Below are 24,718 nucleotides of genomic sequence, written 5' to 3'. Positions count from 1 at the left end.
CCCTCGCGCGCGCTACGGTGGGGCATCGGATCAGCAGCGACGCATGAGGCGGGGGCAGAGCACACCCATGGCACAGGGCACGGTCCAGGTGACGCACACCGGCACATCGCGGTGGCGGCGCCGCACGGGTGAGTACGCCTCCCTCGCCGCAGCCCTGGAGGCGGCGGGGGACGGCGACGTCCTCACCGTCGCGCCCGGCACCTACCGGGAGAACCTCGTCATCCAGCGCGCCGTCACCCTGCGCGGCCCCGAGGGCGGGGTCGGCTCGGTCCGGATCGCTCCCGTGGACGGCGTACCGCTGACCGTACGTGCGTCCGCGACCGTCCAGGACCTGCACGTCGAGGGGCAGGACTCCGCCGCGCCCGCGCTGCTCGTCGAGGACGGCACCCCGGAGCTGCTGGATCTGCGGATCGTGACGCGTTCGGCCGCGGGGCTCGAGGTCCGCGGCGCCGCCCGCCCCACCGTCCGCCGCTGCACCGTCGACAATCCGGCGGGCGTCGGCATCGCCGTACTCGACGGCGCGGGTGGGGTGTTCGAGGAGTGCGAGATCGTCTCGGCCGGGCAGTCCGGGGTCTCCGTGCGCGGCGGTGCGCATCCGCGGCTGGAGCGCTGCCGGGTCCATCACGCCTCGGGGGCCGGGATCACCGTCAACGGCGAGGGCAGCGGTCTGGAGGGCATCGGCTGCGAGGTGTACGAGATCAAGGGCACCGGTGTGCAGATCGCGGCCCGCGCGACCGCGCATCTGACCGACTCCTCGGTGCACCGCACGTCGGCCGACGGCATCACGCTCGACACGGACGCGGTCCTCACCCTCTCCGACTGCGACATCCACGACATCCCCGAGAACGCGGTCGACCTGCGTTCGCGCTCCGTCCTGACGTTGACCCGCTCCACCGTGCGCCGCTTCGGACGCAACGGCCTCTCGGTGTGGGACCCGGGCACCCGGGTGGACGCCAACCAGTGCGAGATCCACGACAGTACGGGCGACTACCCGGCGGTCTGGATCAGCGACGGGGCCACCGCCGTCCTGGACGCGTGCCGGGTGCACGACGTGCCGGACGCGCTGTTCGTCCTCGACCGGGGGTCGCGCGCGGACGTCGTCGACAGCGATCTGTCGCAGGTGCGGAACACGGCGGTGTCGGTGAGCGACGGGGCGACCGCGCAGCTCGACGACTGCCGGATCCGGGAGGCGTCCACGGGCGCGTGGTTCCGGGACCACGGCAGCGGCGGGACGCTCGGCGGGTGCACCATCGACGCCGTGCAGACGGGGGTCATCGTCACCAAGGGCGCCGACCCGACGATCGAGCGGTGCACGGTCACCTCGCCCGCCGAGGCCGGTTTCTACGTCTCCGCCGAGGGGCGCGGCTCCTTCCACGGTTGCCGGGTGACCGGGAGCGGCGGCTACGGCTTCCATGTGATGGACGGCTGCCGCACGACCCTGCGCAAGTGCCGTACGGAGCGCTGCGCGCGCGGGGGGTACGAGTTCCCCGACGAGGGACCGGTGGCGGAGGACTGCACGAGCGACGAGAGCGCGGTGCGTACGGCTCCGGCCCCGGACTCGGGGACCGTGCTGACGGCGACGCAGTCGGCGGGGCTGCTCGGTACGGTTCCCGCGCCGCGCTCCCCCGTCGTCCCCCCGGCCGCGCCCCTCCCCGAGCCAGCTCCCGAGGCGCGCTCCTCGCACGACGTGCTCGGTGAACTGGACGCGCTGGTGGGCCTGGAGAGCGTGAAGCACGAGGTGCGCACGCTCACCAACATGATCGAGGTCGGGCGCAGGCGGCAGGAGGCCGGTCTCAAGGCGGCTTCGGTCCGCCGCCATCTGGTCTTCACCGGAAACCCGGGCACGGGCAAGACGACCGTCGCCCGGCTCTATGGCGAGATCCTCGCCTCGCTGGGCGTCCTGGAGCGCGGGCATCTGGTCGAGGTCTCCCGGGTCGACCTGGTGGGCGAGCACATCGGTTCGACGGCGATCCGGACGCAGGAGGCCTTCGACCGGGCGCGCGGCGGGGTGCTGTTCGTCGACGAGGCGTACGCGCTGTCGCCGGAGGACTCCGGCCGGGACTTCGGGCGCGAGGCGATCGACACGCTGGTGAAGCTGATGGAGGACCACCGCGACGCGGTCGTCGTGATCGTGGCCGGCTACACGGCGGAGATGGAACGCTTCCTGACCGTCAACCCCGGTGTGGCGTCCCGTTTCTCACGGACCATCTCCTTCAGCGACTACGTGCCGGACGAGCTGTTGCGGATCGTGGAGCAGCAGGCCGACGAGCACGAGTACCGGCTCGCGCAGGGCACGGACGAGGCGCTGCGGAAGTACTTCACCGAGCTGCCGAAGGGTCCTGCGTTCGGCAACGGCCGTACGGCGCGGCAGACGTTCGAGTCGATGGTGGAACGGCACGCGGGGCGGGTCGCCGTGCTCACCGAGGTGAGCACGGACGACCTGACGCTGCTCTATCCGGAGGACCTGCCCGAACTCCCCTGATCCGCCTGGTCGTCGGCCTCGCCGCCGCGCTGCCGGGGCAGGGCGGGCGGCAGCCGGTCCAGGAGTACGGACCGTTCGGCGGCGAACACCGGGTCGGCCCGGTAGTCGGAGTGGCCCAGGATCGGTTCCGGCAACGGGTGTTGGTGGGTGCGGCCGTAGGCCAGCGGATCGAGCAGTACGGCGCGGTCGACGGCCGGCTTGTCGCCGGCGGCGGGCACCCGTACGGGTCCGCCTATCGGGTCGGTGGCGCGGTAGAGGTTGCTCCAGCAGTGGACCGTACGGTGCAGGGCGCGCAGCGGGCCCGGGCCGAAGTAGGCGGGGAACCAGCGCCCGTAGAGCCGTTCCAGCGGGGAGCCGTAGGTCAGCAGCGCCACCCGGCCGCGGGTCGCAGGCGACAGCTGCCAGACGGCCGCAGCGGCCAGCACGCTTCCCTGGGAGTGGCCGGAGATGACGAGCCGGCCGCCGGTGTGCCGGGTCCAGGAGCTCATCCGCCAGGTGAGGTCGGGGACGGCCCGTTCGGCGTAGCAGGGCGGGGCGAAGGGGTGCGCGGCGCGCGGCCAGAAGGTGCCGACGTCCCACAGGATGCCGATGGTGCGGCGGGCCGAGGCGTCCTTGTAGGCGCGGCGGCCCCAGGTGACGAAGAGCAGGAAGCCGAAGCCGATCATCCAGGAGCCGAGGGACTGGGCCGTGTCGGCGGCGGAGGCGATCGCGGGGTGGGCGCCGTCGAAGGCCCGGCCGGGAACGTTTCCGCTGGCCCAGGCGCCGGCGACGGAGGCCGCGCCGAGCAGCAGGGTCGCGCCGGAGACGATCCCGACGAGGCCGGGGGCCACGTCGGTGAGTCCGGCCGTGGCCCGGGCGGCGCCGATCCGTGCGGTACGGACGGGGTCGGGGTCCTCCGCGCGGTACTCGGCCTCGACGACGGGCCCGAGGCGGCGGGCGGCGCGCGCGGTCCGTACGGCGAGGAAGACGATCGGGGCGAGCAGCATCAGCAGCAGGACGGGGATGACGGAGGCCTGCCAACTCAGTAGCACCGGTGGGGCGACGGGAGACTCCGCCCCCATGCCGGGGGTGCCTGACCCGTCCAGCCAGTCGGCCACGCGCTGGGCGACGCCGCCGGACATTACGCCGCCCAGCGCGCAGGCGAGCATGGCGACGGCGGGGCCGCCGAGGCCGTAGAGGGCGGTGCGGGGCTCGCGGTGGGGGCGGTGCAGGAGGAGGGCGACCACGCCGAGGGCGACGACGAGTCCGCCCTGGGCCAGGGTCAGGACGCCGAAGGCGGCGTCGCCGGGCAGGGTGCCGGCCGAGCGCCAGTCGGGGCGGGACCAGCCGGCGTGGAGGACGGCGAGGGCGAGCAGGACGAGGGAGGCGCCGGGCAGCCAGGAGACCAGGGCCCGTTCGAGCCGCAGGTCGAGTCGCTTCTCGCTGCGCCCGCGGCGGCAGACGACCCAGAGGACGACGGCGGCGAGGACGACGAAGGCGGTCTGGAGGGCCCAGCCGAAGGCTTCGGGCGGCGCTTCGGGCGCGCGACGGTCGTGTCGGGCGGCAGCTCCGGTGAGGGCCGCGGCGACGGTGAGGAAGCCCGCGGCGGTGTGGGCGGCGCGCAGCCGGGCGACGAGCCGCCGGCCGTACCAGAACCCGGGGCGGCCGAGCGCCGGGCGGAGTTCGGTGGGGGTGGCATCTGCGTCGTCGTCCCCCTCGACCGCCGCCGGTTCCGCGGGTTCCGCGGGGGCGTCGTCGTACCCCGTGGGCGGGCGCTGGGCCTCGTACGCGCTCCACGTCCGGTTGGAGAGGTACCAGAGCAGCCCCACGAGCGCGGCCGGGACGACCGCGGCGAGCGCGAGGCGGCGGCCCGGCTGGGACCACCAGCCGCCCCGTTCTGCCGAGAGGAAGCCGAGCCAGGAGCGGTCCTCGGCGCAGACGGCCGAACCGGCGCACTGCCAGGCCGTCAGATCGAGCGCGACCTCGCAGGCGGCGGCGGTGAGCAGCACGGTGAGGGTGAGGGCCACGAGCCGCACCAGCACCCCGTACAGGCGGACGAGACCGCGACGCCCCTTGCCCGGCGGGCGCATCCAGTGGGCGAGGTTGGCGACCATGAAGGGCAGGAGCAGCAGCCACAGGGCGCGGGCACCGTTGCCGGAGGTGAGGTTGGACCAGCAGTACGCCTCCGGGACCGGCCGTTCGGCGTAGCGCTCGGGATGGTCCTCCGCGTCGAGGTCGTCGGTGCGGCGGTGCATGGCGGCGGTCGTGTCGCCGGTGACCCTGACCGTACGGGGGTCGTCCAGCATGTCCTGCGGCGTGGCTCCGCCGACACCGTGGACGAGGAGCTCGAGCGCCGCACCTCCGCTCTTCGGGGCAGGTGTGGCAGGGGACACTTCGGTGTCTCGCTCTCTGGGTGGGAGGATTCGACGGCAGGCATGCATCAGGATCGCGGAGGCCGTGCGCGTGTGCACGGCCTCTCACCGAATCCGACGGCAATCCCCCAGTCCCCTTCGGAAGGAACGGCACCCGGTGGTGAGCGACCATCAGAATCTCCTCGCGGAGCAGCGGCGCGCCCTCATTCTGGACGAGGTGCGGCGACGCGGCGGTGTACGGGTCAACGAGCTGACACGGCGGCTCAACGTCTCGGACATGACGGTCCGCCGGGACCTGGACGCGCTGGCCCGCCAGGGTGTCGTCGAGAAGGTGCACGGCGGCGCGGTGCCGGTGGTCGAGACGAGTTCGCACGAGCCGGGGTTCGAGGCCAAGTCCGCGCTCGAACTGGGCGCGAAGGAGGAGATCGCCCGGACGGCGGCGCTGATGGTCGCGCCCGGTTCGGCGATCGCTCTGTCGGGCGGTACGACGACGTTCGCCCTGGCGGGGCATCTCCTCGACGTGCCGGACCTGACGGTGGTGACGAACTCGGTGCGGGTCGCCGACGTCTTCCACACGGCGCACCACGCCGGCTCGGCGAGCGGCGAGACGCGGCCGGGTGCGGCGACCGTGGTGCTCACGGGCGGCGTGCGGACCCCGTCTGACGCGCTGGTGGGACCGGTGGCGGACCAGGCGATCCGCTCGCTCCACTACGACGTGCTGTTCCTCGGGGTGCACGGGGTCTCGGTGGAGGCCGGCCTCTCGACGCCGAACCTCGCGGAGGCGGAGACGAACCGGCGTCTGATGCGCTCGGCCCGCCGGGTGGTGGTGGTCGCGGACCACACCAAGTGGGGGACGGTGGGCCTGAGTTCGTTCGCCCGGCTCGACGAGGTGGACACGCTGGTGACGGACGCGGGCCTGTCGCCGCAGACCCGGGCGGAGATGGCGGAGCAGCTGCCGGGTCTGGTGGTGGCGGGCGAGGACGAGGGCGAGGGGGTGTGAGCCTCTTCCGCGTCGAGCGCTCCTCGGCCCTTCCGGCCGAGGAGATGTGGCGGCGGCTCACCGACTTCCGCACGCACGGCCGCCTGGTGCCGCTGACCCGGACCAGGCTGCTCTCCCCCGGACCCATGGGCGTGGGAAGCCGGTTCGTGGCCCGTACGGGCATCGGACGGCTCGCCTTCGACGACCTGATGGAGGTCGTCCACTGGGAGCCGCCGGCGTCCGGGCGGTCCGGCACGTGCCGGCTGGAGAAACGGGGCCGGGTGGTGCTCGGCCGGGTCGCGATCGAGGTGTACGGGGCGCCGGGCGGCTCCCGCGCGGTGTGGGTGGAGGAGCTGCGAGTACGCGGGGTGCCGCGCGCGCTCGATCCCGTGCTCGACCCCGTACTGGCCCTCGCCGGGCGGTGGTTGTTCGGCCGGGCGATGGACGGACTCCTGGGCAGCTGACGTCACGTCAGCTATCGTGGCGCACTCCAGCCCCGCCTCCGGGAGGTACGGTCCATGGCCCGCCGACTCAGGCTCGTGGAGCTCGACTTCGCCACGTCCGCGCCCGTCCGTCTGGTGTTCACGGCCGAGCTGGCGGCTCCGCCCGCCGCCGTCCACCGCTCACTGGCGGTGGAGCTCGGTTCCATGCCCGCCTGGTTCACGGCCGTGACCTCCGCGGCCCCGACCGGGGACGGCGCCGGCCGGACGGTGCGGCTGCGGGGCGGGATCGTGTTCCAGGAGACGATCATGGCCAACGAGCCGGACACCCGGTACGCCTACCGGATCGACGAGACCAACGCACCGGGCGTGAACGCCATGCTGGAGGACTGGACCCTCTCCCCCGCCGGCGCGGGCACCCGCGTCCGCTGGACGATGGCCGTCGACGGCGCCGCGCCCTGCCTCCTCGCCATGCGCCTGGCGCGGCCGGGCGTGGGCAAGTCCTTCCGGGACGCGATGCGCCGCCTGGACCGGCGGCTCACTCCGGCCAGGCACCCGTCTCCAGGAACCGGTCGATAGCGGCGGCGTACGGCGCGATGTCCAGGCCCTGCTCGGCCAGCCAGGCGTCGGAGTAGTACTTGTCGAGGTAGCGGTCGCCCGGGTCGCAGAGCAGGGTCACGACACTGCCGGTACGGCCCTGCTCCACCATCTCGGCGACGATCTTGAGCGCACTCCACAGTCCCGTGCCGGTGGAGCCGCCCGCCTTGCGGCCGATCGCGGCCTCCAGGGCGCGGACGGCGGCGACGCTCGCCGCGTCCGGGACCTTCATCATCCGGTCGATGGCGCCGGGCACGAAGCTCGGTTCCATGCGGGGCCGGCCGATGCCCTCGATGCGCGAGCCGCAGTCCGAGGTCGCGAGCGGGTCGTTGTTCGTCCAGCCGTCGAAGAAACAGGAGTTCTCGGGGTCGGCGACACAGATGCGGGTGTCGTGCTGCATGTAGTGCACATAGCGGGCGATGGTCGCAGAGGTGCCGCCCGTGCCCGCGGTCGCGACGATCCAGGTGGGCTCGGGGTAGCGCTCCAGCTTCAGCTGCTGGTACATCGATTCGGCGATGTTGTTGTTGCCCCGCCAGTCGGTGGCCCGCTCCGCGTAGGTGAACTGGTCCATGTAGTGCCCGCCGGTCCGCTCGGCGAGGGCCGCGGACTCCTCGTACATCTTGCGCGAGTCGTCGACGAAGTGGCACTGCCCGCCGTGGAACTCGATGAGGCGGCACTTCTCCGGGCTGGTGGTGCGCGGCATCACGGCGATGAAAGGCACCCCGATCAGCTTGGCGAAGTACGCCTCGGAGACGGCCGTCGAGCCGCTGGACGCCTCGATGACGGGCTTGCCGGGCCGGATCCAGCCGTTGCAGAGGCCGTAGAGGAAGAGCGAGCGGGCGAGGCGGTGCTTCAGACTGCCGGTGGGGTGGGTCGACTCGTCCTTGAGGTAGAGGTCGATGCCCCACTTCTCCGGGAGCGGGAAGCGCAGCAGATGGGTGTCGGCGGAGCGGTTTGCGTCGGCCTGGACCTTGCGGACGGCCTCCTTCAGCCAGGCGCGGTACGCCGGGTCGCTGCGGTCGACGTCGATGGTGGCCGCGGCCTGTGGCGCGGTGCCCGACACCGTGTTCTCCGTGGTGCTCATGCGTCCCTCTCCTCATCCTTCCCCCGACGGTCCCCACTGGTGACGATAACTCCCTCACCTGCACAAACGTTCGCTTTGGGGGTCCATAGGAGTCCCTTGCAGAAGGGCCCCTGGTGCGCCCGCCGCCGGCCGGGCACACTGGTCGGAGCAGCGGTGCGAAGGGGGCGGAGCGATATGTCGGAGCCCGAGTTCACGGCCACGGGCGTACGGATCGAGCGCTGGCCCCGCTCGCTCACCCGGGCGGGCGAGGTACGGATCGAGGACGGCCGGCTGTCATTGCTGACCAGTTACGGCAGCGAGATCGACAGCGCCCCGGTGGACTCCGTCCGGGCGGGACGGCCCTGGTTCGCGAAGCAGGACGAGACGGTGGCGACGGTCAACGGGACCCGCTACCGCCTGACCATGGACGGGCCGCAGGACCGGGCCGCCGGCCGCGGACGCTTCCTCGAAGCCTTGAAGAAGGCGACCAAGGGTCGGTAGACACGGAGCGGTGACACGCCGGTGACCTGCGGCGGGTCGCCGCGAGTTGCGGGCCGCTCACCACTGGTTCAGGCTGGAACCACCTCACCGAGGGTTTACCGGCGGTGACGCTGCGATCCAGCCCGCCGCCCTGCTGTACCGCATGACAGATCCGAATCTTCGTCTTCTTCCGGACTACTTCGGGGAGTCGCAGCCGTGATCAGCGAGCCAAGCAGGCACTGCACGGTGGAGCTCCAGGCCCTGCCGTCGCGGATCGGTCAGGTCCGCAGAATCGTATCGGCGCATCTGCGCTACTGGCATCTCGATGCGTTGATCGACCATGCCGCGCTCGGTGTCACCGAGCTGCTGACCAATGTTCACCGGCACGCACAGCCGGACAAGAGGTGCACCGTCGAGATCGAGCTGCTGCTCGACCGCCTCACGGTCTCGGTCCGCGACCACGACCCCCGGATACCGGGACTCGACGCCGGGGCGGGGGCCCAGAGGTCCCAGGACGGCCTCGACGTCGAAGAGTTGGCCACCTCGGGCCGCGGTCTGGCCATCATCGAGGCGCTCAGCGAGAGCTGGGGCATACGCCCGCACGGCGAGACGGGGAAGGTCGTGTGGTTCACGCTCCCGGCGCCGACGCCCGCGGTTTCCGTCCCCTCCCGCTCCCACGCCGTCTACGGCGCGACCACCGACGGCCCCTTCGTGGGCCACACCCGCTTCCGTGGCGCGCACGGCACGAGCCTGGAGGGCGTCCCCTTCGGCGCGCCGACGGAGCCCGCCCGCGCACCGGCGGTCGCCCGGTCGGTTCTGGCGGGCTGAGAGCGGGGGCTGGAGCGGGGGGCTGGACCGGGCGCGGCGCAGTGGGGGCCACCTCCACCCGGTCACCGCGCCACCGCGCCACCGCGCCACCGCGCCACCGGAGCACATGTATCGGATCCGATATCCAAGATCCGATATCCGGGATCCGATACATGTGCTCCGTCTCGGCGTCATTCCGTCGCGATCGCTCGCAGCACGTCCAGCCGGGCTGCCCGCCGCGCCGGGCGCCAGGCGGCCACGGCGCCCGCGGCCAGGCCGACCAGGGCGACCACCGCGAGTTGCAGCGGCGGGACGGCGAAGGCGAACGCGCTGTCGCTCGCTCCGTCGGACGCCGTGACCAGCACCCAGCCGAGGAAGCCGCCGAGTACGAGACCGCCGGCCGTACCGAAGGCCGCGACCAGGACGGATTCCCAGCGGACCATGGCCTTCAATTGCGCGCGGGTCTGACCGACGGCGCGCAGGAGGCCCAGTTCGCGGGTGCGCTCGTGGACCGCGAGGGTCAGGGTGTTGGCGATGCCGAGCAGGGCGATCAGGACGGCCAGCGCCAGCAGGGCGTAGACGAGCGTGAGCATCATGTCGATGCCGCCCGCCGAGGACTCGGCGTACTCGTCGCGGGTCTGCACCTCCGGGTTGCCGTACTGTTCGGCGACGTTCTCGACCGCGGCCTTGCCCGTGTCGGCGGAGACGCCGTCGCGGAAGGTCACGGCGACGAGCGTGTCGGAGTCCTGGGCGCGGTGCGGGGCCCACGCCTCGCGGCTGACGACGTAGTCGCCGGCCAGCTCGGACTGCTGGTAGACGGCCTTGACGGTGAAGGTGTGCTGGGTGCCGTCGGTGAAGGCAAGTTCGGTGGTGGCGCCCGGCTTCAGCCCGGACTTCGCGGCCTCTGTGTCGGCGACGGCGATGCCGTCGACGCCGAGGCCGTTCAGCGACCCCTGGACGTCGCCCAGGTCGAAGGAGCGGGCGAGCGCGACCGGATCGGTGACGGTCAGGGCCCGTCCCTCGCCGTCGACCTCCGCGACGCCCTGGCCGAGACCTACGGCGGTCTCCACCTCGGGCAGGGCGGCGATCGCCGGGGCGAGCCGGGGGCTGAGTCCGCTGCCGCCCGCGCCGAACGACGGCGTGCTGACGGCCACGTCTCCGGCGAAGGAGCGCGAGACCGTCTGGTCCATGGTCGCCTTCAGCGAGGCGCCGAAGACCGTGAAGAGCGAGACGACGGCGACGCCGATCATCAGCGCGGTGGCCGTGGCGGCCGTCCGCTTGGGGCTGCGCAGCGCGTTGCGGCGTGCGAGCCCGCGGTTGGCCCCGCGCAGCGGGCCGCCGAGTACCCGTACCGCGAAGGAGGAGGCCACCGGGCCGAGCACGACGAACGCGGCGAGCGCGAGCACCGCCCCTGCGGACGCGAGCCACAGCGACGGCGTGGCGAGGACTCCCGTGAGCACGACCGCGACGGCGGCGAGCAGCAGGCCGGAGCCCATCAGGACGCGCACGCGCGAGGCGCCCGACTCGTCCACCGCCGTCTCGCGCAGCGCGGCGAGCGGCGCCGTGCGCCCGGCCTTCACGGCGGGCAGCAGGGCCGAGCCGACGCAGACGAGAAGTCCGACGGCGAACGGCAGCGCCAACGAAAGGCCGCTGATCACGAGGGCGCCCTCGGGGAACGGGAAGCCGATCGCGGGGAAGAGCGCCTGGAGCCCGGCAGCCACGCCGATGCCGCCGAGGAGCCCGGTCGCGGAGGCGACGAGGCCGACGGCCACGGCCTCGACGAGGGTCGAGCCGACGACCTGGCGGCGGGAGGCGCCGAGCGCGCGCAGGAGCGCGTTCTCGCGGGTCCGCTGGGCGACCACGATGGCGAAGGTGTTGTGGATCGAGAAGACCGAGACGAGCAGCGCGACCCCGCTGAAGACGAGCAGGAAGGTGGTGAAGAGGGTCAGGAACTGCCCGGAGATCATCTCCGTGTTCTCCGCTGCGGACTGCTCGCCGGTGATCGCCTCGACTCCCTCGGGGAGGACGGGCGCCAGCGCGTCGACCAGTTCCTGCTGCGAGGTGCCGGGCCCGGCACGGACGAGGATGCCGGCCGCGTCACCGGGCTTCGGCGTGAGGTACTTCTCGGCGTCGGCGCGGGTCATCCCGGTGTACGTGACCTGGGCCATGCCGTCCTCGCCGCCGAAGGTGGCGAGTCCCACGACGGTGACCTTCACCGGGTCCGGGGTACGCAGGACCGTGGTGTCGCCGACGGCCAGGTCGCCGGTCTTCGCGGCGCCGCGGTTGACGACGACCTCGCCGGACTTCTGCGGGGCGCGGCCTTCGGCCAGGGCGTACGGGTTGAGTTTCGCGTCCTCGATCCAGTTGCCGGCGAGGGTGGGCGGGCCCTGGCCGCCGATGGGATCGCCGTCGGCGCCGACCAGCTGGCCGGCGCCCTCGATCCGGGGAACGGCCGCGGCGACGGCGGGCACCTTGGCGATCTCGTCGGCGAGGGAGGCCGGGACGGGGCTGCGGGTTCCCTGGCTCTCGCCTTCGACGGTGACCACGCTCGTGCTGCGGACGACGGCGTCCGTGCCGCTGCTCGCGTCCCCGAAGAGCGAGTCGAAGCTCGCACGCAGCGTGTCGCCCATGACGAGGGTGCCGGTCAGGAAGGCGACCCCGAGCAGAATGGCGGTGAAGGTGCCGACGAAGCGCCGCTTGTGGGCGCGCAGCGCGGAGAGGCTGAGTTTCAGTGAGGCGTTCATGAGGTCACCGCTCCTTGAGCGGGCGACCTGGCGTCGAACGCCTTCATGCGGTCGAGGACGCGTTCGGCGGTCGGCTCTGCCATGCGGTCGACGAGCCGCCCGTCGGCGAGGAAGACCACCTCGTCCGCGTGGGCGGCGGCGACCGGGTCGTGGGTGACCATGACGACCGTACGGCCGGTCTGCCGTACGGTCCAGCCGAGGAGCCGCAACACCTCCTCGCCGGAGCGCGAGTCGAGGTTGCCGGTGGGCTCGTCGGCGAAGACGACGTCGGGGGTGCCGGCGAAGGCGCGGGCGACGGCGACGCGTTGCTGCTGGCCGCCGGAGAGCTGACTCGGCCGGTGGTGGAGCCGGTCCCGCAGGCCGACGGTGTCGATCAGGGTGTCGAGCCAGGCCCGGTCGGCGACGGTGCCCGCGAGGTCCAGGGGCAGGGTGATGTTCTCGGCGACCGTGAGGGTCGGCAGCAGGTTGTACGCCTGGAAGACGAATCCGATCCGCTCGCGGCGCAGCAGCGTGAGCCGCCGGTCGTCGAGGGCGGAGAGGTCGGTGTCGCCGATGAGGGCCGCGCCGGAGGTGAGGGTGTCGAGCCCGGCGGCGCAGTGCATGAGGGTGGATTTGCCTGACCCCGAGGGGCCCATGATCGCGGTGAAGCGGCCGGCCGGGAAGTCGACGCTCACCCCGTCCAGGGCCCTGACCTCGGTGTCGCCGACGCCGTAGACCTTCACGGCGTCGACGACCCGGGCGGCGGTACGGGTGGTGCGCGGGGCGGTGGTGGTCATGCCGCTCGCCCCTTCGGTCCGGCGGTACGGCCGAACTGCTCCTCCAGGACGGTCAGCCGGCGCCAGTACTCGTCCTCGTCGATCTCACCGGCCGCGAAACGGTGGCCGAGGAGCGCGATCGGGGACTGCTCGTCGTAGGCCGGGCGCCGTCCGGGACCCCGTCGGCCGAGCCGGCCGGTGCGGCGCAGGACGGTGATCACGGTGAGGATCACGGCCGCCCAGACGAGGGGGAAGAACAGGACCCAAGGGCCGGGGCCCGCGTGGGCGAGGGTGTTCATGATCTCTCAGCTCCTCGTGCGTGAGTCGTGCGTGAGTCGTGCGGGCGGCGTGTGTGCCGATGCTTCGAGACTCGCCCGTGGAGGGGGTCCGGGTCGTCGTACGGCCAGCGGCTTCGCGCGTACGCCGTGGGGAGTACGGAGGACGGCCCCGGCTGCTCCCGGGCGACCGGGCTTCTGTACCTACTGGTATGTACACTGCCTTCATGACGACGTCCGAGCGACTGATCGAGGCCACCCGGGAGCTGCTCTGGGAGCGCGGCTACGTGGGCACGAGCCCGAAGGCGATCCAGCAGGCGGCCGGGGCCGGGCAGGGCAGCATGTACCACCACTTCGCCGGGAAACCGGACCTGGCGCTCGCGGCGATCCGCCGCACGGCCGAGGAGATGCGGGCGACGGCGGAAGCCGTCCTGGGCGGCGCGGGCACGGCGTACGCCCGCCTGGAGGGGTATCTGCTGCGCGAGCGCGAGGTGTTGCGGGGCTGCCCGGTCGGGCGGCTGACGATGGACCCGGACCTCGTAGCCAGCGAGGAGCTGCGCGCACCGGTCGACGAGACGCTCGACTGGCTGCGCGGCCGACTCGCCGGTGTCGTCCAGGAGGGCCTGGACAGTGGGGAGTTGACCGGACCCCTGGATCCGGCCGAGCTCGCGGCCACGATCGTGGCGACCGTGCAGGGCGGCTATGTACTGGCCCGCGCCGCCGGCTCCCCCGCCGCGTTCGACGACGCCGTCCGCGGCCTGCTCGCCCTGCTCGCCGCGCTGTCGCCCCGTACCGCCTGAGCGCACCCACGAGAATCGGAGACCACCCGATGCATGCCATGCAGTACGAGATCACGCTGCCCGCCGACTACGACATGGGGATCATCCGCGAGCGGGTGGCGACGAAGGGCCACCTCCTCGACGACTTCCCGGGCCTCGGTCTCAAGGCGTATCTGGTCAGGGAACGCGCGGACGGCTCGCCGGTGAACCAGTACGCGCCGTTCTACCTCTGGACGACGCCGGAAGGGATGAACTCCTTCCTCTGGGGCCCCGGTTTCCAGGGAATCGTGAACGACTTCGGCCGGCCGGTGGTGCAGCACTGGACGGGCCTCGGCTACGAGGAGGGGCCGGCGGCCTCGGCGACGCCACGGACCGCGACGCGACGCAGGCTCCCCGTACCGATGGACATCGCGCCGGCGCGGGCGGTGGCGGAGGCACGTGCCCGCCACGCGGACGAGGCCCGTGAGGACGGCGTGGTGGCGAGCGCGCTCGCGATCGATCCCCGGCACTGGGAGCTGCTGCACTTCACCCTGTGGGCGGAGGGCGCGGAGGTGGGCTCGGGCGGGGGCTCGGGCGGGGGCTCGAACGCGGGCTACGGCTCTGGCGAGCGCTTCCGGGTGCTGCACCTGTCCGCGCCGGAACGGGCGGGCCTGGCCGGTCAGTCCACCGGGACGAGCGTCAGGTAGGCCATGCCGAGGACGGTCCGGTAGCCGTTCAGCCAGGAGGAGCGCTGGCGGTCGACCCGTTCGCGGGTCTCGGCGGCGAACGGGTGGTCGGGGTGGGCGGCCAGCCAGAGCTCGGTGTCGTGGCGGTAGCCGGACTCGAACTCCTCCCACTCCCCACGGCTCGCCGTCTCGATCCAAGCGGGCCGGAATCCCGCCTCGACGGCCAGGTCCACGAGGGGTCCGAGCAGAAGGTGGTCCCCGGTGTGCGCACCGGGCCACATCGCGGCGAGCTCCTCGTCCGTCGGCATGCGCTGCCAGAAGTTCTCGCCCAGGACGACGCGGCCGCCGGGCCGTACCAGGCGCCGCAGTTCACGCAGGGCGGCGGCCGGATCGTGGGGCTGCTCGGGATCGCACAGGGCGTGGCTGGACCCGAGACAGAGGATCGTGTCGACCGGCCCGCGGGTGGTGCCGAGCGCGGACTCCTCCACGAACTCCACGCGGCCCGCGAGCCCGCGCTCCTTGGCGAGGATCCGACCTCGAGCGAGGTCCTCGCCGTTGACGTCGATCCCGACACCGGTCGCCCCGGGCGCGGCCTCCAGAACACGCAGCAGCAACTCGCCCCAGCCGCACCCGATGTCGAGCACGCTTGCGGGCGAGCCTGCGGCGAGCCGCTCGATCAGCCGTGCGGCCCGGGTCTCGGAGAGCGGCCCATGGAAGGTCAGACTGCCGAGGCGCGGGGGAAGATCGGAATCGGTCATGTGCCGGAACGCTAGTGCGAGCGGGAGCGACCTGCCCAGCGATTAACGCACGAGGTCGGAGCGACCCACTGCGCCCCACGGCAAGGGACGCGGGGCGCGGGCGGAGCGTAGGGCCGTCGCCCGGCGAGGTGCGTGTGGTGGAGCGTCAGGGCGACGGGCGGCCCAGGGCTGTCAGTGGGTCGTCGAGGACCGGCTGCCAGGCCAACTCCGCCGCGCCCACCAGGCTGTTGTGGTCGAGCGTGCAGGCGAGGATCGGTACGCCTCCGCTGCGGCCCCACAGGCTGCGGTCGGCTACGACCGCGCGCAGGCGGTCGGGGTCGGCGTCCAACAGCTCGCGGTGCAGGCCGCCGAGGATGATCCGGTCCGGGTTCAGGATGTTCACCAGGCCCGCCAGGCCAAGGCCCAGACGGTCGATCAGTTCCGCCGTCGCGGCCCGCACACCCGGGTCGTCGGAGCTGTTCCGCAGCAGGTCGCGCGCTTCCTGGAGCAGCGAGACCTCGGGGCCGGGGGCGCGTCCGGCGACGGTCAGGAAGGCGAGCGGGTCGGTCTCGACGTCGAGGCAGCCGCGGCTGCCGCAGTGGCACGGGCGGCCCTCGGGGTTGACCGTGAGATGTCCGACCTCGAGGGCGAGGCCCGAACTTCCGGTGTGCAGGCGCCCGTCGAGGACGAGCGCGCCGCCGACGCCCCGGTGGCCGGTGGCGACGCACAGGAGGTCCTTCGCTCCGCGGCCGGCGCCGTGCCGGTGCTCGGCGAGGGCGGCGAGGTTGACGTCGTTGCCCGTGAAGGCCGGGCCCTCGATGCCGGCGGCGCGGACGCGTTCGGCGAAGATCTCCCGTACCGGCGCGCCGGCCGGCCAGGCGAGGTGGAGCGGGTTGAGGGCGGTGCCCTCGGGCTCGGCGACGGCGGACGGCGCGGCGAGTCCCGCGCCGACACAGCGGCGCCCGCTCTCCTCGAGGAGAGCGGCGCCGGCGTCGACGACGGCGCCGAGGACCTGGGCGGGGTCGGCGGAGACGGTGACGCACCCGGGCGCGGTGGCCACGATGGTGCCGCCGAGGCCGACGAGCGCGGCGCGGAAGCCGTCGGAGTGGACCTGGGCGGCGAGGGCCACGGGGCCCTTCTCGTCGACGGCGAGGCGGTGCGAGGGGCGTCCCTGGGACCCGGCGGCGGCGCCGGGGTTGGAGTCGACACGGATGAGGCCGAGGGCCTCCAGTTCGGCGGCGACGGCACCGGCGGTGGCGCGGGTGACGCCCAGTTCGGCGGTGAGCACGGCACGGGTCGGCGCGCGTCCCGTGTGCACCAGTTCCAGCGCGGGCCCGAGCGCGCCCCGCCCCCTGTCCAGCCGTGTCCTGGTCGTCGTCGCCTTGCCGTTCATGGTGGCGAGTCTCCCATGATCGGACGGTCGCACGGTTTGCGCGGTCCGTGGGCGGGTACCGGCGCGGCGGAAAACGGGAGGCGTCATGGCACGCTCCGGCACGACGGCGCGCGTACAGGATCTGCTGTCCCAGGAGGCGGTCGGGACGTACGCCGAGGAGGCCGGCATACGGCTCAAGGACACTCCGCAGCCGTTGTACCAGTTGCTCGTCCTGGCTCATCTGCTGAGCGCCCGGATCCGCGCGGCGACCGCCGTCTCGGCGGCGCGGGCCCTGTTCGACGCGGGAATGCGCAGCCCGCGGCGGATGCGGGAGGCGACCTGGCAGGAGCGGGTGGACGCGCTCGGTGAGGGCGGCTACCGGCGCTACGACGAGCGGACGGCGACACAGCTCGGCGTCGAGGCCGGGCTGGTCCTCGAGAAGTACGGCGGCGATCTGCGGCGGATGCGGGCGGCGGCCGACGGCGACGTGGAGGTCCTGCGCTCGGCGCTCCAGGAGATGCCCGGCATCGGCCCGGCGGGCGCGGACATCTTCCTGCGCGAGGCACAGGGGATCTGGCCGGAAGTAGCCCCCTATCTGGACACGCGCACCCTTGAGGGAGCCCGCCGCGCGGGGCTGCCGCCGGACGCCGACGCGCTCGCGGAGCTGGTGCCCCGCGAGGCCCTTCCCACGCTCGCGGCGGCCCTGGTGCGGGCGTCCTTGGAGCGGGACACCTCGCGATCCCACGAGGGCGCTCGATCAGCCGCGTAGCCCGGGCAGGCGCGCCACCTCTGCCCGTACGGCCCCGGCAGGCCCGCACGCCCGGTTGATATCCGGGCCTCCCGGCCCCTATCCTGAGTTTGTGCCGCTACTAAACAAAGTAAGGACGGCCGTTCCGGGGGGACCTGGCGGAGACACCGCTCCCTCCCTGTCCCGCCTCCGCACCGCCCTGACCCTCTTCTTCGCCCTCGACGGCTTCCTCTTCGCCGGCTGGGTCGTCCGCATCCCGGCGATCAAGCAGCAGACCGGGGCCTCCGCCAGTGACCTCGGGCTCGCACTGCTCGGCGTGTCGGCCGGCGCCGTGGTGACCATGACCCTGACCGGGCGCCTCTGCCGCCGCCACGGCAGCCACGCCGTCACCGTCGTCACGGCCGTACTGCTCTCGCTCTCCATCGCCCTGCCCGCCCTCACCCACTCCCCGCTCACCCTCGGCCTCGTCCTGCTGCTCTTCGGCGCCGCGTACGGCGGCATCAACGTGGCCATGAACAGCGCCGCCGTCGACCTCGTCGCCGCCCTGCGCCGACCCGTGATGCCCAGCTTCCACGCCGCGTTCAGCCTCGGCGGCATGGTCGGCGCCGGACTCGGCGGGCTCGTCGCCGGAAGCCTCTCCCCCGCGACCCACCTCCTCGGCCTTGCGGTCGCCGGGCTCCTCCTGACGGCCGCTGCCGGTCCCGTACTGCTCCGGCAGCCCTCCCCCGCCCCGCCGGAAGCGGTCGCCGCCGCCGGCCGGCCCCGCGGCAAGGCCGGTGCACGCGGGCTCGTCGTGGTCTTCGGGGTGATCGCGCTCTGCACCGCGTACGGCGAGGGCGCCCTCGCCGACTGGGGCGCCCTCCACCTGGAACAGGACCTGCACGCGCATCCGGGCGTCGCCGCCGCCGGCTACTCGCTCTTCGCCTTGACCATGACCGCCGGCCGGCTCTCCGGCACCGCGCTCCTCGAACGGCTCGGCCAGACCCGCACGCTCGTGGCGGGCGGGGCCACGGCCGCCGCCGGCATGCTGCTCGGCGCGCTCGCCCCGAGCGTCTGGGCCGCCCTGCTCGGCTTCGCCGTCACCGGCCTCGGCCTGGCCAACATCTTCCCGGTCGCCGTGGCCCGCGCCGGCGCGCTCGCCGGTCCGAGCGGGGTCGCCGCCGCCTCCACCCTCGGCTACGGCGGCATGCTGCTCGGCCCGCCGTCCATCGGGTTCCTCGCCGACTGGTTCTCCCTGCCGGTCGCCCTGACCACTGTCGCGGTCCTCGCCGCGGGCGCCGCCGTGATCGGCTACGCCGCCCGAAACATCCAGCCCCCGGCGCAAGTTGAGTAGCCCTACTCAGGGAGCGCGCGCTGCCCCGCCGCACGATGGAGCCACCATCGAGGCGGCGGGACGGACCCGCCGCGCGAGGAGGGGGATCACATGCGGAACCGTCGCCTTCCTCCTGGGCCTGGCGTACCGCGGGCTGCGCGGGAACAGGGCGCAGCCGGTCCCGCCGCAGGCGTGATTCCGCCCCGCCGCGCGCCCTCCCCTGGCAGAATCCGCCGCATGGGGATCATGAAGATCGAGGAGCACATCGAGGCCCTGGACGCGGTGGGCAGGGCCCTGGCCGACGCCGCGGCCGAGGCGGGCCCGGACGCCGAGGTGGCGACCTGCCCGGGGTGGCGGGTGCGGGACCTGCTGCGCCACACGACGATGGTGCACCGCTGGGCCACGGGGTTCGTCACCGAGGGCCACACGTCCTACCACCCCGACGGCGGCGAGCCGGACCTCGACGGCGAGGAGCTCCTGGCGTACTTCCGCGAGGGCCATGCCCTGCTGGTCGCCGCCCTGCGCTCCGCGCCCGAGTCCCTGCGGTGCTGGACGTTCCTGCCCGCCCCCTCCCCGCTCGCCTTCTGGGCGCGACGGCAGGCCCACGAGACGACGGTGCATCGCGCGGACGCCGAGTCCGCCCTGCCGTCGGGGCGCCCCGGCCCGGTGGACCCCACGCTCGCCACTGACGGCATCGAGGAGCTGCTGCACGCCTTCCACGCCCGGGACCGCAGCCGCGTCCGCACGCCGGAGCCGAAGACCCTGCGGGTACGGGCGACGGACACCGGGGACGTGTGGACCGTCCGGCTGTCTCAGGAGGCACCGCGCTCGGAGCGGGGCGAGGCGGGGCCGACCGACTGCGAGCTGACCGGCCCGGCAGGCCGGCTCTATCTGCTCCTCTGGAACCGGCTGCCGGCCGACGCGGTGACCGTGACCGGCGACGCGTCGCTCGCCCGGCTGTGGCGGGAGACGTCGGGCATCACCTGGTCGTGAGGACCGGGCGGCGCCCTGGGCTCGCGTACGGGAACGGCGCCCCCGGCCCGTACGCCCCTCTCAGCCCAGCCAGCCCGGGCGTACCAGGCCCGACTCGTAGGCCAGCACGACCAGTTGGGCGCGGTCGCGGGCGCCGAGTTTGACCATCGTGCGGCTCACGTGGGTCTTCGCGGTCAGCGGGCTGACGACCAGGCGCCGGGCGATCTCCTCGTTGGACAGGCCGATGCCGACGAGGGCCATCACCTCCCGTTCCCGTTCGGTGAGTTCGTCGAGGCCGGACACGGCGGCCGGGGGCTTCGACCGGGCGGCGAACTCCTCGATGAGCCGCCGCGTCACGCCCGGCGAGAGCAGCGCGTCGCCGTGGACGACGGCGCGCACGGCCCGCAGCAGCTCCTCGGGTTCGGTGTCCTTGACGAGGAAGCCGGAGGCGCCGGAGCGGATGGCCTCGAAGACGTATTCGTCGAGTTCGAACGTGGTCAGCATGACCACCTTCACCGCGCCGAGTTCCGGGTCGCCGGTGATCCGCCGGGTGGCGGCCAGGCCGTCGAGCTGCGGCATCCGAATGTCCATCAGGACGACGTCCGGGCGCAGCTCGGACGCCTTGGCCGCGGCCTCCTCTCCGTCGGCGGCCTCCCCCGCCACCTCGATGTCCGGCTGGGCGTCCAGGAGCGCGCGGAAGCCGGCCCGTACCAGCGACTGGTCGTCGGCGAGCAGGACACGGATCACGGGGTCTCCTTCGGGCGAACAGGCAGGACGGCGCGCACCCGGAAGCCGCCGTCCTTGCGGGTGCCGGCCTCGATCGTGCCACCGAGCGCCGCGGCCCGCTCCCGCATTCCGGCGAGTCCGTTGCCGCTGCCGCCGGCGTCGTTGCCGGTCGCCGGTCCGTCGTCGTCGACGCGGAGTTCCACGCTGCCGGGCCGGTACCCGATCACGACCCGGGCGGTGCGGGACCCCGAGTGGCGGACCACGTTGGTCAGCGCCTCCTGGATGATCCGGAAGGCCGCGAGGTCCGTGCCGGGCGCCAGCGCCACGGGTTCCCCCTCGGTGGAGGTGCGTACGGTCAGCCCCGCGGACGCCGCCTGCTCGACCAGTTCCGGGAGCCGGTCGAGGCCGGGCGCCGGGGTACGGGGGGCCTCGCCCGGTGCCCGCAGGGTGTCGAGCACCTGCCGGACCTCGCCCAGCGCCTCCTTGCTCGCGGCCTTGATGGTGGTGAGCGCGGTGCGGGCCTGCTCGGGGTCGCTGTCGAGGAGCGCGAGGCCGACCCCCGCCTGGACGTTGATGACGGAGATCGAGTGGGCGAGGACGTCGTGCAGCTCGCGGGCGATCCGCAGACGCTCCTCGTCGGCGCGGCGCCGCTCGGCCGCGGCGCGCTCGGCGCGCTGCTGCGCCCACTGCTCGCGGCGGACGCGGACCAGCTCGGAGGCGGCGAGGATCGCCACGACGAAGCCGGCGACGGGGATCTCCTGGCCCCAGGGCGCGGCGGAGTCACCGTCCGGGGGCAGGTGCGGGTAGAGCCAGTGGGCGATGAGCAGGTGCCCCGCCCAGAGCAGGCCCAGCGCCCACCAGGCCGACCGCCGGTGACCGTGCACGATCGCCGCGTAACAGGCGACGGCGACGGTCAGGAAGACCGGGCCGTACGCATAGCCTGCGGCGAAGTAGCCGAGGGTGGCCGCCGCGGTGCCGAAGACCACGGGGACCGGGTGGCGGTGGCGCAGCAGGAGCAGCGCGGAGCCGACGAGCAGCAGCGAGCGGCCGAGGGCGTCCAGCGACTCCCGGTCCGGCTGGTTCCTCGCCGCGAACCCGGAGCCGACCATCACGAAGACGGCGAGGAGGAGGGTGGACCTCCAGGGCAGACCGGTGCCGGGTTCGCGTTCGGCCCACCGGCGCAGCCAGGGCGGGCCCCCATGGCCCTCGCGCAGCCAGGGCGGCCCGCCACGGCCCTCGCGCGTCCAGGGCGGGCCGACGTGCCCCTCGCGCGTCCGGGGCGGGTCGCCGCGGCCGTGTCTGCGCTGTTCGTCCATGCCCGCCACGCTAGACGCGGACGGGCCGCGCAGGCGTCAGCCGGGCGTGGTGATCACACATACTCCCGCTGGAGTACGCCACCAGGCGCCGGGGCCGCCGGTGGCGCCTCGCTCAGGCCGATACAGCGGTGGACGCGGCGCAGCGGGGCGGGCGCCCACCAGTTGGCGCGGCCCGCGAGCCGCATGGTGACCGGGAGGAGCACGACCCGGACGAGAGTGGCGGGAGACGGCGACGGTGACACCACTGAAGACGACGGGGCGGGCTCCGGCCGCCTGACGGTGGCACGGAGCCGTGCGCGCTCGGTCATGCGCGGGGCAGCAGGCCGACGTCTCGGCCCAGGCGGGTGGCGGCCGCGGTGAAGAATTCCTCCCGGCCCTCGACGATCCGGTTGAACTGGCCGAACACCTCGAAGGAGACGAGTCCGAAGAGCTGCGACCAGGCGGCGACCAGGGCCACGACGAGCGCGGGCGGCAAGTCGGGGGCGAGGTCGGTGGCCATGCGCTCCGCCTCGGGGCGCAGCTTCACGGGGAGCGGTGGCGGGGCGATGCCTTCGGTGGTGAAGGCGTCGCGGGCGATGCCGATGAGGGCGAGACCGACGCGGGAGGCGGGGGCGACGGTGTCCTGCGGAGCGGAGTAGCCGGGGACGGGGGAGCCGTAGATCAGGGCGTACTCGTGGGGGTGGGCGACGGCCCAGGAGCGGACGGCTCGGCAGACGGCGGTCCAGCGGGCGAGGGGGTCGCGCGGGGGGCGGGCGTCCGCGGCGGCGAGGGCCTGCTCGGCGGCGGCGCCGACGGCGTCGTACGCGTCGACGATCAGTGCGGTCAGGAGGTCGTCGCGGCTGGGGAAGTAGCGGTAGAGCGCGGACGACACCATGCCGAGCTCGCGGGCGACGGCGCGCAGGGAGAGTTTCGGCGCGCCTTCGGCGGCGAGCTGCTTGCGGGCCTCGTCCTTGATGGCGGCGGTGATCTCGATGCGGGCGCGGGCGCGGGCGCCTTGAACGCTGGTCATGGAGAGCAGTGTGCCACTCTTCAGAGCAGCGCACCGAATCGAGAGCACTGCTCTTGCTATGGAGCGGCGATCCGTGCACACTGATCTCAAGCGAGAACGGTGCTCACAAAAGAGAGCACCGCTGCCAGGATCACCCCCGAGGAGCCTCAGATGACGTCCACGCCGTACTACCTGCAGGGCAGCCCCCTCGCCATCCGCTTCAACAGCGTCGTCGGCTGGCTCGCCCGCCACGGCATCAGCATCCTCGGCTCCGCCGAGCTCTCGGTACGCGGCCGCAAGAGCGGCCGGATGCAACGCATCCCCGTCAACCCGCACAAGCTGGACGGCAGTCAGTACCTGGTGTCGGCCCGCGGCCACTCCCAGTGGGTCCGCAACATGCGCGCCGCGGGTGGCGGCGAGCTGCGCGTCGGCCGCAAGGTCCGTGCCTTCACGGCGGCCGAACTCCCCGACGACGAGAAGCTCCAGGTGCTCCGCACCTACCTGGAGCGCTGGGGCTGGGAGGTCGATCAGTACTTCAAGGGCGTGACCGCCCGGTCCTCGGACGCGGAGATCCTGGCGGCCGCCCCCGACCACCCGGTCTTCCGCATCACCACGAACGCGTGAAGCGGGGCCCGCACCGACACCGATGCGGGCCCCGCTCCCCTGCAGTTCGTCACGACGCCTCGGCGTCTCCCGTCGCCCGCGCGGCCTTCCCGCCCGGCGCGTCCACCTCGCCCGCGACCACCCGCGAAACGGACTCCGGTTCACGTTCCGCTTCGCCGGCAGCGGCCTGCTCCGCGGGCTCCGTCACGCCCCGGCGCGCCGCCCCACCCGTCGACTCCATCCGCCGGTCGAGGATGTCGAGCGCCCGCCGGGCCATCCCGTGCGTCCGTACGAGCCCGGCCAGCGTGGTCGAGCCACGGGTGATGTCCGTGAAGGCGTTCCAGGCCGGACGCAGACCGGTGATCGTGGCGTGCAGCAGCCCCGGCCGGCGCTCGAAGAGCGCGAGCATGCGCCGCCCGACCGCCATCTCCACACCCAGGCCGGCCTTGATCGCGAACGCGTAGTTCAGCGCCTGGCGGCGCGCGTCGACCGCGTCGTTCGCCTCCGCGATCCGTACCGCCCACTCCCCCGCGAGCCGACCCGAGCGCAGGGCGAAGGAGATGCCCTCCCGCGTCCACGGCTCGAGGAGCCCCGCCGCGTCGCCGCACACGAGCACCCGGCCCCGCGACAGCGGCGAGTCGTCACTGCGGCAGCGGGTCAGATGACCGGAGGAGACCGCCGGTTCGAAGCCCGCGAGCCCGAGACGGGCGACGAAGTCCTCCAGATAACGCTTGGTGGCCGCGCCCTCGCCGCGCGCCGAGATGACGCCGACCGTGAGCGTGTCGCCCTTGGGGAAGACCCAGCCGTAGCTGCCGGGCATCGGCCCCCAGTCGATCAGGACGCGCCCCTTCCAGTCCTCGGCCACCGACGGCGGAACCGGGATCTCCGCCTCCAGACCGAGGTCCACCTGGTCGAGCTTGACGCCGACATGGGCTCCTATGCGGCCGGCGCTGCCGTCCGCTCCGACGACCGCCCGGGCCAGGACCGTCTCGCCGTCGGCCAGGACCACGGCGACCGTACGCCGGTCGGGGACGGCCGGGCCGTGCTGCTCGACACGGGAGACGGTGACACCCGTGCGGAGCTCGGCGCCCGCCTTCTGCGCCTGCTCGACGAGTCCGGCGTCGAACTCCGGCCGGTTGATGAGTCCGAAGAGCATCCGGCGCGAGCGACGCGTACGGGCGAAGCGGCCGTTCAGAGAGAAGGTGACGGCGTGCACCCGGTCCTGGAGGGGGAGCTCGAAACCGGGCGGCAGAGCGTCCCGCGACGGTCCGATGATGCCGCCGCCGCAGGTCTTGTACCGGGGCAGTTCGGCCTTCTCCAGGAGCAGTACGCGGCGGCCCGCGACGGCGGCCGCGTACGCCGCCGACGCGCCGGCCGGGCCGGCCCCGACCACGACCACGTCCCAGACGGTCGCGTCCTGCGACTCTCCCGCGCGTACCTCTTCGGCGTCTGCGTTCTCGCTGCTCACGATGTGCTTCTGCTCCTGATCCGACCGACGGTCCATGCTCTTCGGGCATCCTACGGCGC

Annotated in this window: 24 protein-coding genes; 12 read left to right on the top strand and 12 right to left on the bottom strand. The window is 73.5% G+C overall.

The features are described 5' to 3' along the window. Positions 1 to 67 precede the first annotated feature (67 nt). Positions 68 to 2,482, top strand: a complete 2,415-nt coding sequence (locus tag ACFV9D_RS05260) for a right-handed parallel beta-helix repeat-containing protein (RefSeq protein ID WP_385141160.1) — start codon at positions 68 to 70, stop codon at positions 2,480 to 2,482. Here ACFV9D_RS05260 and ACFV9D_RS05255 read toward each other — a convergent pair. Next, entirely contained in the window at positions 2,452 to 4,854 is a 2,403-nt protein-coding gene (locus tag ACFV9D_RS05255) for a hypothetical protein (RefSeq protein ID WP_385141157.1), read from the bottom strand. The genes ACFV9D_RS05260 and ACFV9D_RS05255 overlap by 31 nt on opposite strands. Positions 4,855 to 4,993: 139 nt before the next feature. Between ACFV9D_RS05255 and ACFV9D_RS05250 the strand changes: the two genes are divergently transcribed. The 3 genes from ACFV9D_RS05250 to ACFV9D_RS05240 are packed head-to-tail and all read left to right on the top strand — an operon-like array spanning position 4,994 to position 6,831. Further along, positions 4,994 to 5,833, top strand: coding sequence for a DeoR/GlpR family DNA-binding transcription regulator (locus ACFV9D_RS05250; protein WP_385141154.1), 840 nt, complete (start codon positions 4,994 to 4,996; stop codon positions 5,831 to 5,833). Beyond that, a complete protein-coding gene (locus ACFV9D_RS05245; protein WP_385141151.1) occupies positions 5,830 to 6,276 on the top strand; it encodes an SRPBCC family protein in 447 nt (148 codons plus the stop codon). The genes ACFV9D_RS05250 and ACFV9D_RS05245 overlap by 4 nt, the downstream gene beginning before the upstream one ends. A gap of 54 nt (positions 6,277 to 6,330) precedes the next feature. Continuing rightward, positions 6,331 to 6,831 (top strand): SRPBCC family protein, encoded by a 501-nt coding sequence (locus tag ACFV9D_RS05240; RefSeq protein WP_385141149.1) that lies wholly within the window; start codon positions 6,331 to 6,333, stop codon positions 6,829 to 6,831. On the opposite strand, the gene ACFV9D_RS05235 is transcribed toward ACFV9D_RS05240, so the two are convergent. After that, entirely contained in the window at positions 6,791 to 7,933 is a 1,143-nt protein-coding gene (locus ACFV9D_RS05235) for a PLP-dependent cysteine synthase family protein (RefSeq protein WP_385141146.1), read from the bottom strand. The genes ACFV9D_RS05240 and ACFV9D_RS05235 overlap by 41 nt on opposite strands. Before the next feature lie 174 nt (positions 7,934 to 8,107). Between ACFV9D_RS05235 and ACFV9D_RS05230 the strand changes: the two genes are divergently transcribed. Both ACFV9D_RS05230 and ACFV9D_RS05225 read left to right on the top strand, forming a co-directional pair. After that, positions 8,108 to 8,413 carry a hypothetical protein gene (locus ACFV9D_RS05230; protein WP_385141144.1) on the top strand — a complete coding sequence of 102 codons (306 nt, stop codon included), beginning with the start codon at positions 8,108 to 8,110 and terminating at the stop codon, positions 8,411 to 8,413. A gap of 195 nt (positions 8,414 to 8,608) precedes the next feature. Next, entirely contained in the window at positions 8,609 to 9,220 is a 612-nt protein-coding gene (locus ACFV9D_RS05225) for an ATP-binding protein (protein ID WP_385141141.1), read from the top strand. Positions 9,221 to 9,390: 170 nt separating this feature from the next. Here the strand turns inward: ACFV9D_RS05225 and ACFV9D_RS05220 are convergent, their stop codons facing one another. From ACFV9D_RS05220 to ACFV9D_RS05210, 3 genes are read right to left on the bottom strand one after another with little or no spacing between them, the layout of a single operon-like run. Next, the gene (locus ACFV9D_RS05220; RefSeq protein WP_385141138.1) at positions 9,391 to 11,943 is read right to left on the bottom strand and encodes an ABC transporter permease; all 2,553 of its coding nucleotides are present in this window, start codon (positions 11,941 to 11,943) and stop codon (positions 9,391 to 9,393) included. Beyond that, positions 11,940 to 12,719, bottom strand: coding sequence for an ABC transporter ATP-binding protein (locus ACFV9D_RS05215; RefSeq protein ID WP_385141135.1), 780 nt, complete (start codon positions 12,717 to 12,719; stop codon positions 11,940 to 11,942). The genes ACFV9D_RS05220 and ACFV9D_RS05215 overlap by 4 nt, the downstream gene beginning before the upstream one ends. After that, positions 12,716 to 12,997, bottom strand: coding sequence for an SHOCT domain-containing protein (locus ACFV9D_RS05210; protein ID WP_385141132.1), 282 nt, complete (start codon positions 12,995 to 12,997; stop codon positions 12,716 to 12,718). Before ACFV9D_RS05210 ends, ACFV9D_RS05215 begins: the two co-directional genes overlap by 4 nt. A 188-nt stretch (positions 12,998 to 13,185) precedes the next feature. On the opposite strand from ACFV9D_RS05210, the gene ACFV9D_RS05205 reads away from it, so the two are divergent. Continuing rightward, positions 13,186 to 13,773, top strand: a complete 588-nt coding sequence (locus tag ACFV9D_RS05205) for a TetR/AcrR family transcriptional regulator (RefSeq protein WP_385141130.1) — start codon at positions 13,186 to 13,188, stop codon at positions 13,771 to 13,773. A gap of 29 nt (positions 13,774 to 13,802) precedes the next feature. Beyond that, positions 13,803 to 14,438 carry a DUF4865 family protein gene (locus ACFV9D_RS05200; protein ID WP_385141127.1) on the top strand — a complete coding sequence of 212 codons (636 nt, stop codon included), beginning with the start codon at positions 13,803 to 13,805 and terminating at the stop codon, positions 14,436 to 14,438. Here the strand turns inward: ACFV9D_RS05200 and ACFV9D_RS05195 are convergent. Both ACFV9D_RS05195 and ACFV9D_RS05190 read right to left on the bottom strand, forming a co-directional pair. Then, complete coding sequence (locus ACFV9D_RS05195; protein ID WP_385141124.1) at positions 14,411 to 15,175, bottom strand: class I SAM-dependent methyltransferase; 765 nt, start codon at positions 15,173 to 15,175, stop codon at positions 14,411 to 14,413. The two genes, ACFV9D_RS05200 and ACFV9D_RS05195, sit on opposite strands and share 28 nt — an antisense overlap. A gap of 145 nt (positions 15,176 to 15,320) precedes the next feature. Next, positions 15,321 to 16,547 carry an ROK family protein gene (locus ACFV9D_RS05190; protein ID WP_385141121.1) on the bottom strand — a complete coding sequence of 409 codons (1,227 nt, stop codon included), beginning with the start codon at positions 16,545 to 16,547 and terminating at the stop codon, positions 15,321 to 15,323. Between the two features lie 85 nt (positions 16,548 to 16,632). On the opposite strand from ACFV9D_RS05190, the gene ACFV9D_RS05185 reads away from it, so the two are divergent. The 3 genes from ACFV9D_RS05185 to ACFV9D_RS05175 all read left to right on the top strand — a co-directional run bounded on the left by ACFV9D_RS05185 (position 16,633) and on the right by ACFV9D_RS05175 (position 19,579). Next, the gene (locus ACFV9D_RS05185; RefSeq protein ID WP_385141119.1) at positions 16,633 to 17,295 is read left to right on the top strand and encodes an endonuclease; all 663 of its coding nucleotides are present in this window, start codon (positions 16,633 to 16,635) and stop codon (positions 17,293 to 17,295) included. Between the two features lie 91 nt (positions 17,296 to 17,386). Beyond that, entirely contained in the window at positions 17,387 to 18,607 is a 1,221-nt protein-coding gene (locus ACFV9D_RS05180; protein WP_385141116.1) for an MFS transporter, read from the top strand. A 225-nt stretch (positions 18,608 to 18,832) separates the two neighbouring features. Then, positions 18,833 to 19,579, top strand: a complete 747-nt coding sequence (locus ACFV9D_RS05175; RefSeq protein ID WP_385141544.1) for a maleylpyruvate isomerase family mycothiol-dependent enzyme — start codon at positions 18,833 to 18,835, stop codon at positions 19,577 to 19,579. Between the two features lie 60 nt (positions 19,580 to 19,639). On the opposite strand, the gene ACFV9D_RS05170 is transcribed toward ACFV9D_RS05175, so the two are convergent. From ACFV9D_RS05170 to ACFV9D_RS05155, 4 genes are all read right to left on the bottom strand, one after another. Continuing rightward, positions 19,640 to 20,305: a response regulator gene (locus tag ACFV9D_RS05170; protein WP_385141113.1), complete on the bottom strand. Its 666-nt coding sequence runs from the start codon at positions 20,303 to 20,305 to the stop codon at positions 19,640 to 19,642. Beyond that, positions 20,302 to 21,600 (bottom strand): sensor histidine kinase, encoded by a 1,299-nt coding sequence (locus tag ACFV9D_RS05165; protein WP_385141110.1) that lies wholly within the window; start codon positions 21,598 to 21,600, stop codon positions 20,302 to 20,304. The genes ACFV9D_RS05170 and ACFV9D_RS05165 overlap by 4 nt, the downstream gene beginning before the upstream one ends. Positions 21,601 to 21,653: 53 nt before the next feature. Next, complete coding sequence (locus ACFV9D_RS05160) at positions 21,654 to 21,803, bottom strand: hypothetical protein (RefSeq protein WP_385141107.1); 150 nt, start codon at positions 21,801 to 21,803, stop codon at positions 21,654 to 21,656. 101 nt (positions 21,804 to 21,904) lie between these two features. Further along, on the bottom strand, positions 21,905 to 22,609 hold the full coding sequence (locus ACFV9D_RS05155; protein WP_385141105.1) for a TetR/AcrR family transcriptional regulator: 705 nt from the start codon (positions 22,607 to 22,609) through the stop codon (positions 21,905 to 21,907). A gap of 150 nt (positions 22,610 to 22,759) precedes the next feature. On the opposite strand from ACFV9D_RS05155, the gene ACFV9D_RS05150 reads away from it, so the two are divergent. Next, the gene (locus ACFV9D_RS05150; protein WP_385141102.1) at positions 22,760 to 23,212 is read left to right on the top strand and encodes a nitroreductase family deazaflavin-dependent oxidoreductase; all 453 of its coding nucleotides are present in this window, start codon (positions 22,760 to 22,762) and stop codon (positions 23,210 to 23,212) included. Positions 23,213 to 23,261: 49 nt separating this feature from the next. On the opposite strand, the gene ACFV9D_RS05145 is transcribed toward ACFV9D_RS05150, so the two are convergent. Continuing rightward, positions 23,262 to 24,695, bottom strand: a complete 1,434-nt coding sequence (locus tag ACFV9D_RS05145; RefSeq protein ID WP_385141099.1) for a geranylgeranyl reductase family protein — start codon at positions 24,693 to 24,695, stop codon at positions 23,262 to 23,264. Positions 24,696 to 24,718 lie beyond the last annotated feature (23 nt).

The organism is Streptomyces sp. NPDC059875 (genome assembly GCF_042731085.1).
GTDB lineage: Bacteria > Actinomycetota > Actinomycetes > Streptomycetales > Streptomycetaceae > Streptomyces.
The sequence above is the reverse complement of the archived record's forward strand: the minus strand, read 5'-3'. Positions and strand labels throughout refer to the sequence as shown.

Excerpts from the sequence above, each read along its gene's own strand:
- ACFV9D_RS05260 (WP_385141160.1), top strand. The coding sequence starts at position 68 with ATGGCACAGGGCACGGTCCAGGTGACGCACACCGGCACATCGCGGTGG.
- ACFV9D_RS05240 (WP_385141149.1), top strand. The coding sequence starts at position 6,331 with ATGGCCCGCCGACTCAGGCTCGTGGAGCTCGACTTCGCCACGTCCGCG.
- ACFV9D_RS05235 (WP_385141146.1), bottom strand. The coding sequence starts at position 7,933 with ATGAGCACCACGGAGAACACGGTGTCGGGCACCGCGCCACAGGCCGCG.
- ACFV9D_RS05230 (WP_385141144.1), top strand. The coding sequence starts at position 8,108 with ATGTCGGAGCCCGAGTTCACGGCCACGGGCGTACGGATCGAGCGCTGG.
- ACFV9D_RS05220 (WP_385141138.1), bottom strand. The coding sequence starts at position 11,943 with ATGAACGCCTCACTGAAACTCAGCCTCTCCGCGCTGCGCGCCCACAAG.
- ACFV9D_RS05215 (WP_385141135.1), bottom strand. The coding sequence starts at position 12,719 with ATGACCACCACCGCCCCGCGCACCACCCGTACCGCCGCCCGGGTCGTC.
- ACFV9D_RS05210 (WP_385141132.1), bottom strand. The coding sequence starts at position 12,997 with ATGAACACCCTCGCCCACGCGGGCCCCGGCCCTTGGGTCCTGTTCTTC.
- ACFV9D_RS05205 (WP_385141130.1), top strand. The coding sequence starts at position 13,186 with ATGTACACTGCCTTCATGACGACGTCCGAGCGACTGATCGAGGCCACC.
- ACFV9D_RS05200 (WP_385141127.1), top strand. The coding sequence starts at position 13,803 with ATGCATGCCATGCAGTACGAGATCACGCTGCCCGCCGACTACGACATG.
- ACFV9D_RS05195 (WP_385141124.1), bottom strand. The coding sequence starts at position 15,175 with ATGACCGATTCCGATCTTCCCCCGCGCCTCGGCAGTCTGACCTTCCAT.
- ACFV9D_RS05190 (WP_385141121.1), bottom strand. The coding sequence starts at position 16,547 with ATGAACGGCAAGGCGACGACGACCAGGACACGGCTGGACAGGGGGCGG.
- ACFV9D_RS05185 (WP_385141119.1), top strand. The coding sequence starts at position 16,633 with ATGGCACGCTCCGGCACGACGGCGCGCGTACAGGATCTGCTGTCCCAG.
- ACFV9D_RS05175 (WP_385141544.1), top strand. The coding sequence starts at position 18,833 with ATGAAGATCGAGGAGCACATCGAGGCCCTGGACGCGGTGGGCAGGGCC.
- ACFV9D_RS05165 (WP_385141110.1), bottom strand. The coding sequence starts at position 21,600 with ATGGACGAACAGCGCAGACACGGCCGCGGCGACCCGCCCCGGACGCGC.
- ACFV9D_RS05155 (WP_385141105.1), bottom strand. The coding sequence starts at position 22,609 with ATGACCAGCGTTCAAGGCGCCCGCGCCCGCGCCCGCATCGAGATCACC.
- ACFV9D_RS05150 (WP_385141102.1), top strand. The coding sequence starts at position 22,760 with ATGACGTCCACGCCGTACTACCTGCAGGGCAGCCCCCTCGCCATCCGC.
- ACFV9D_RS05145 (WP_385141099.1), bottom strand. The coding sequence starts at position 24,695 with ATGGACCGTCGGTCGGATCAGGAGCAGAAGCACATCGTGAGCAGCGAG.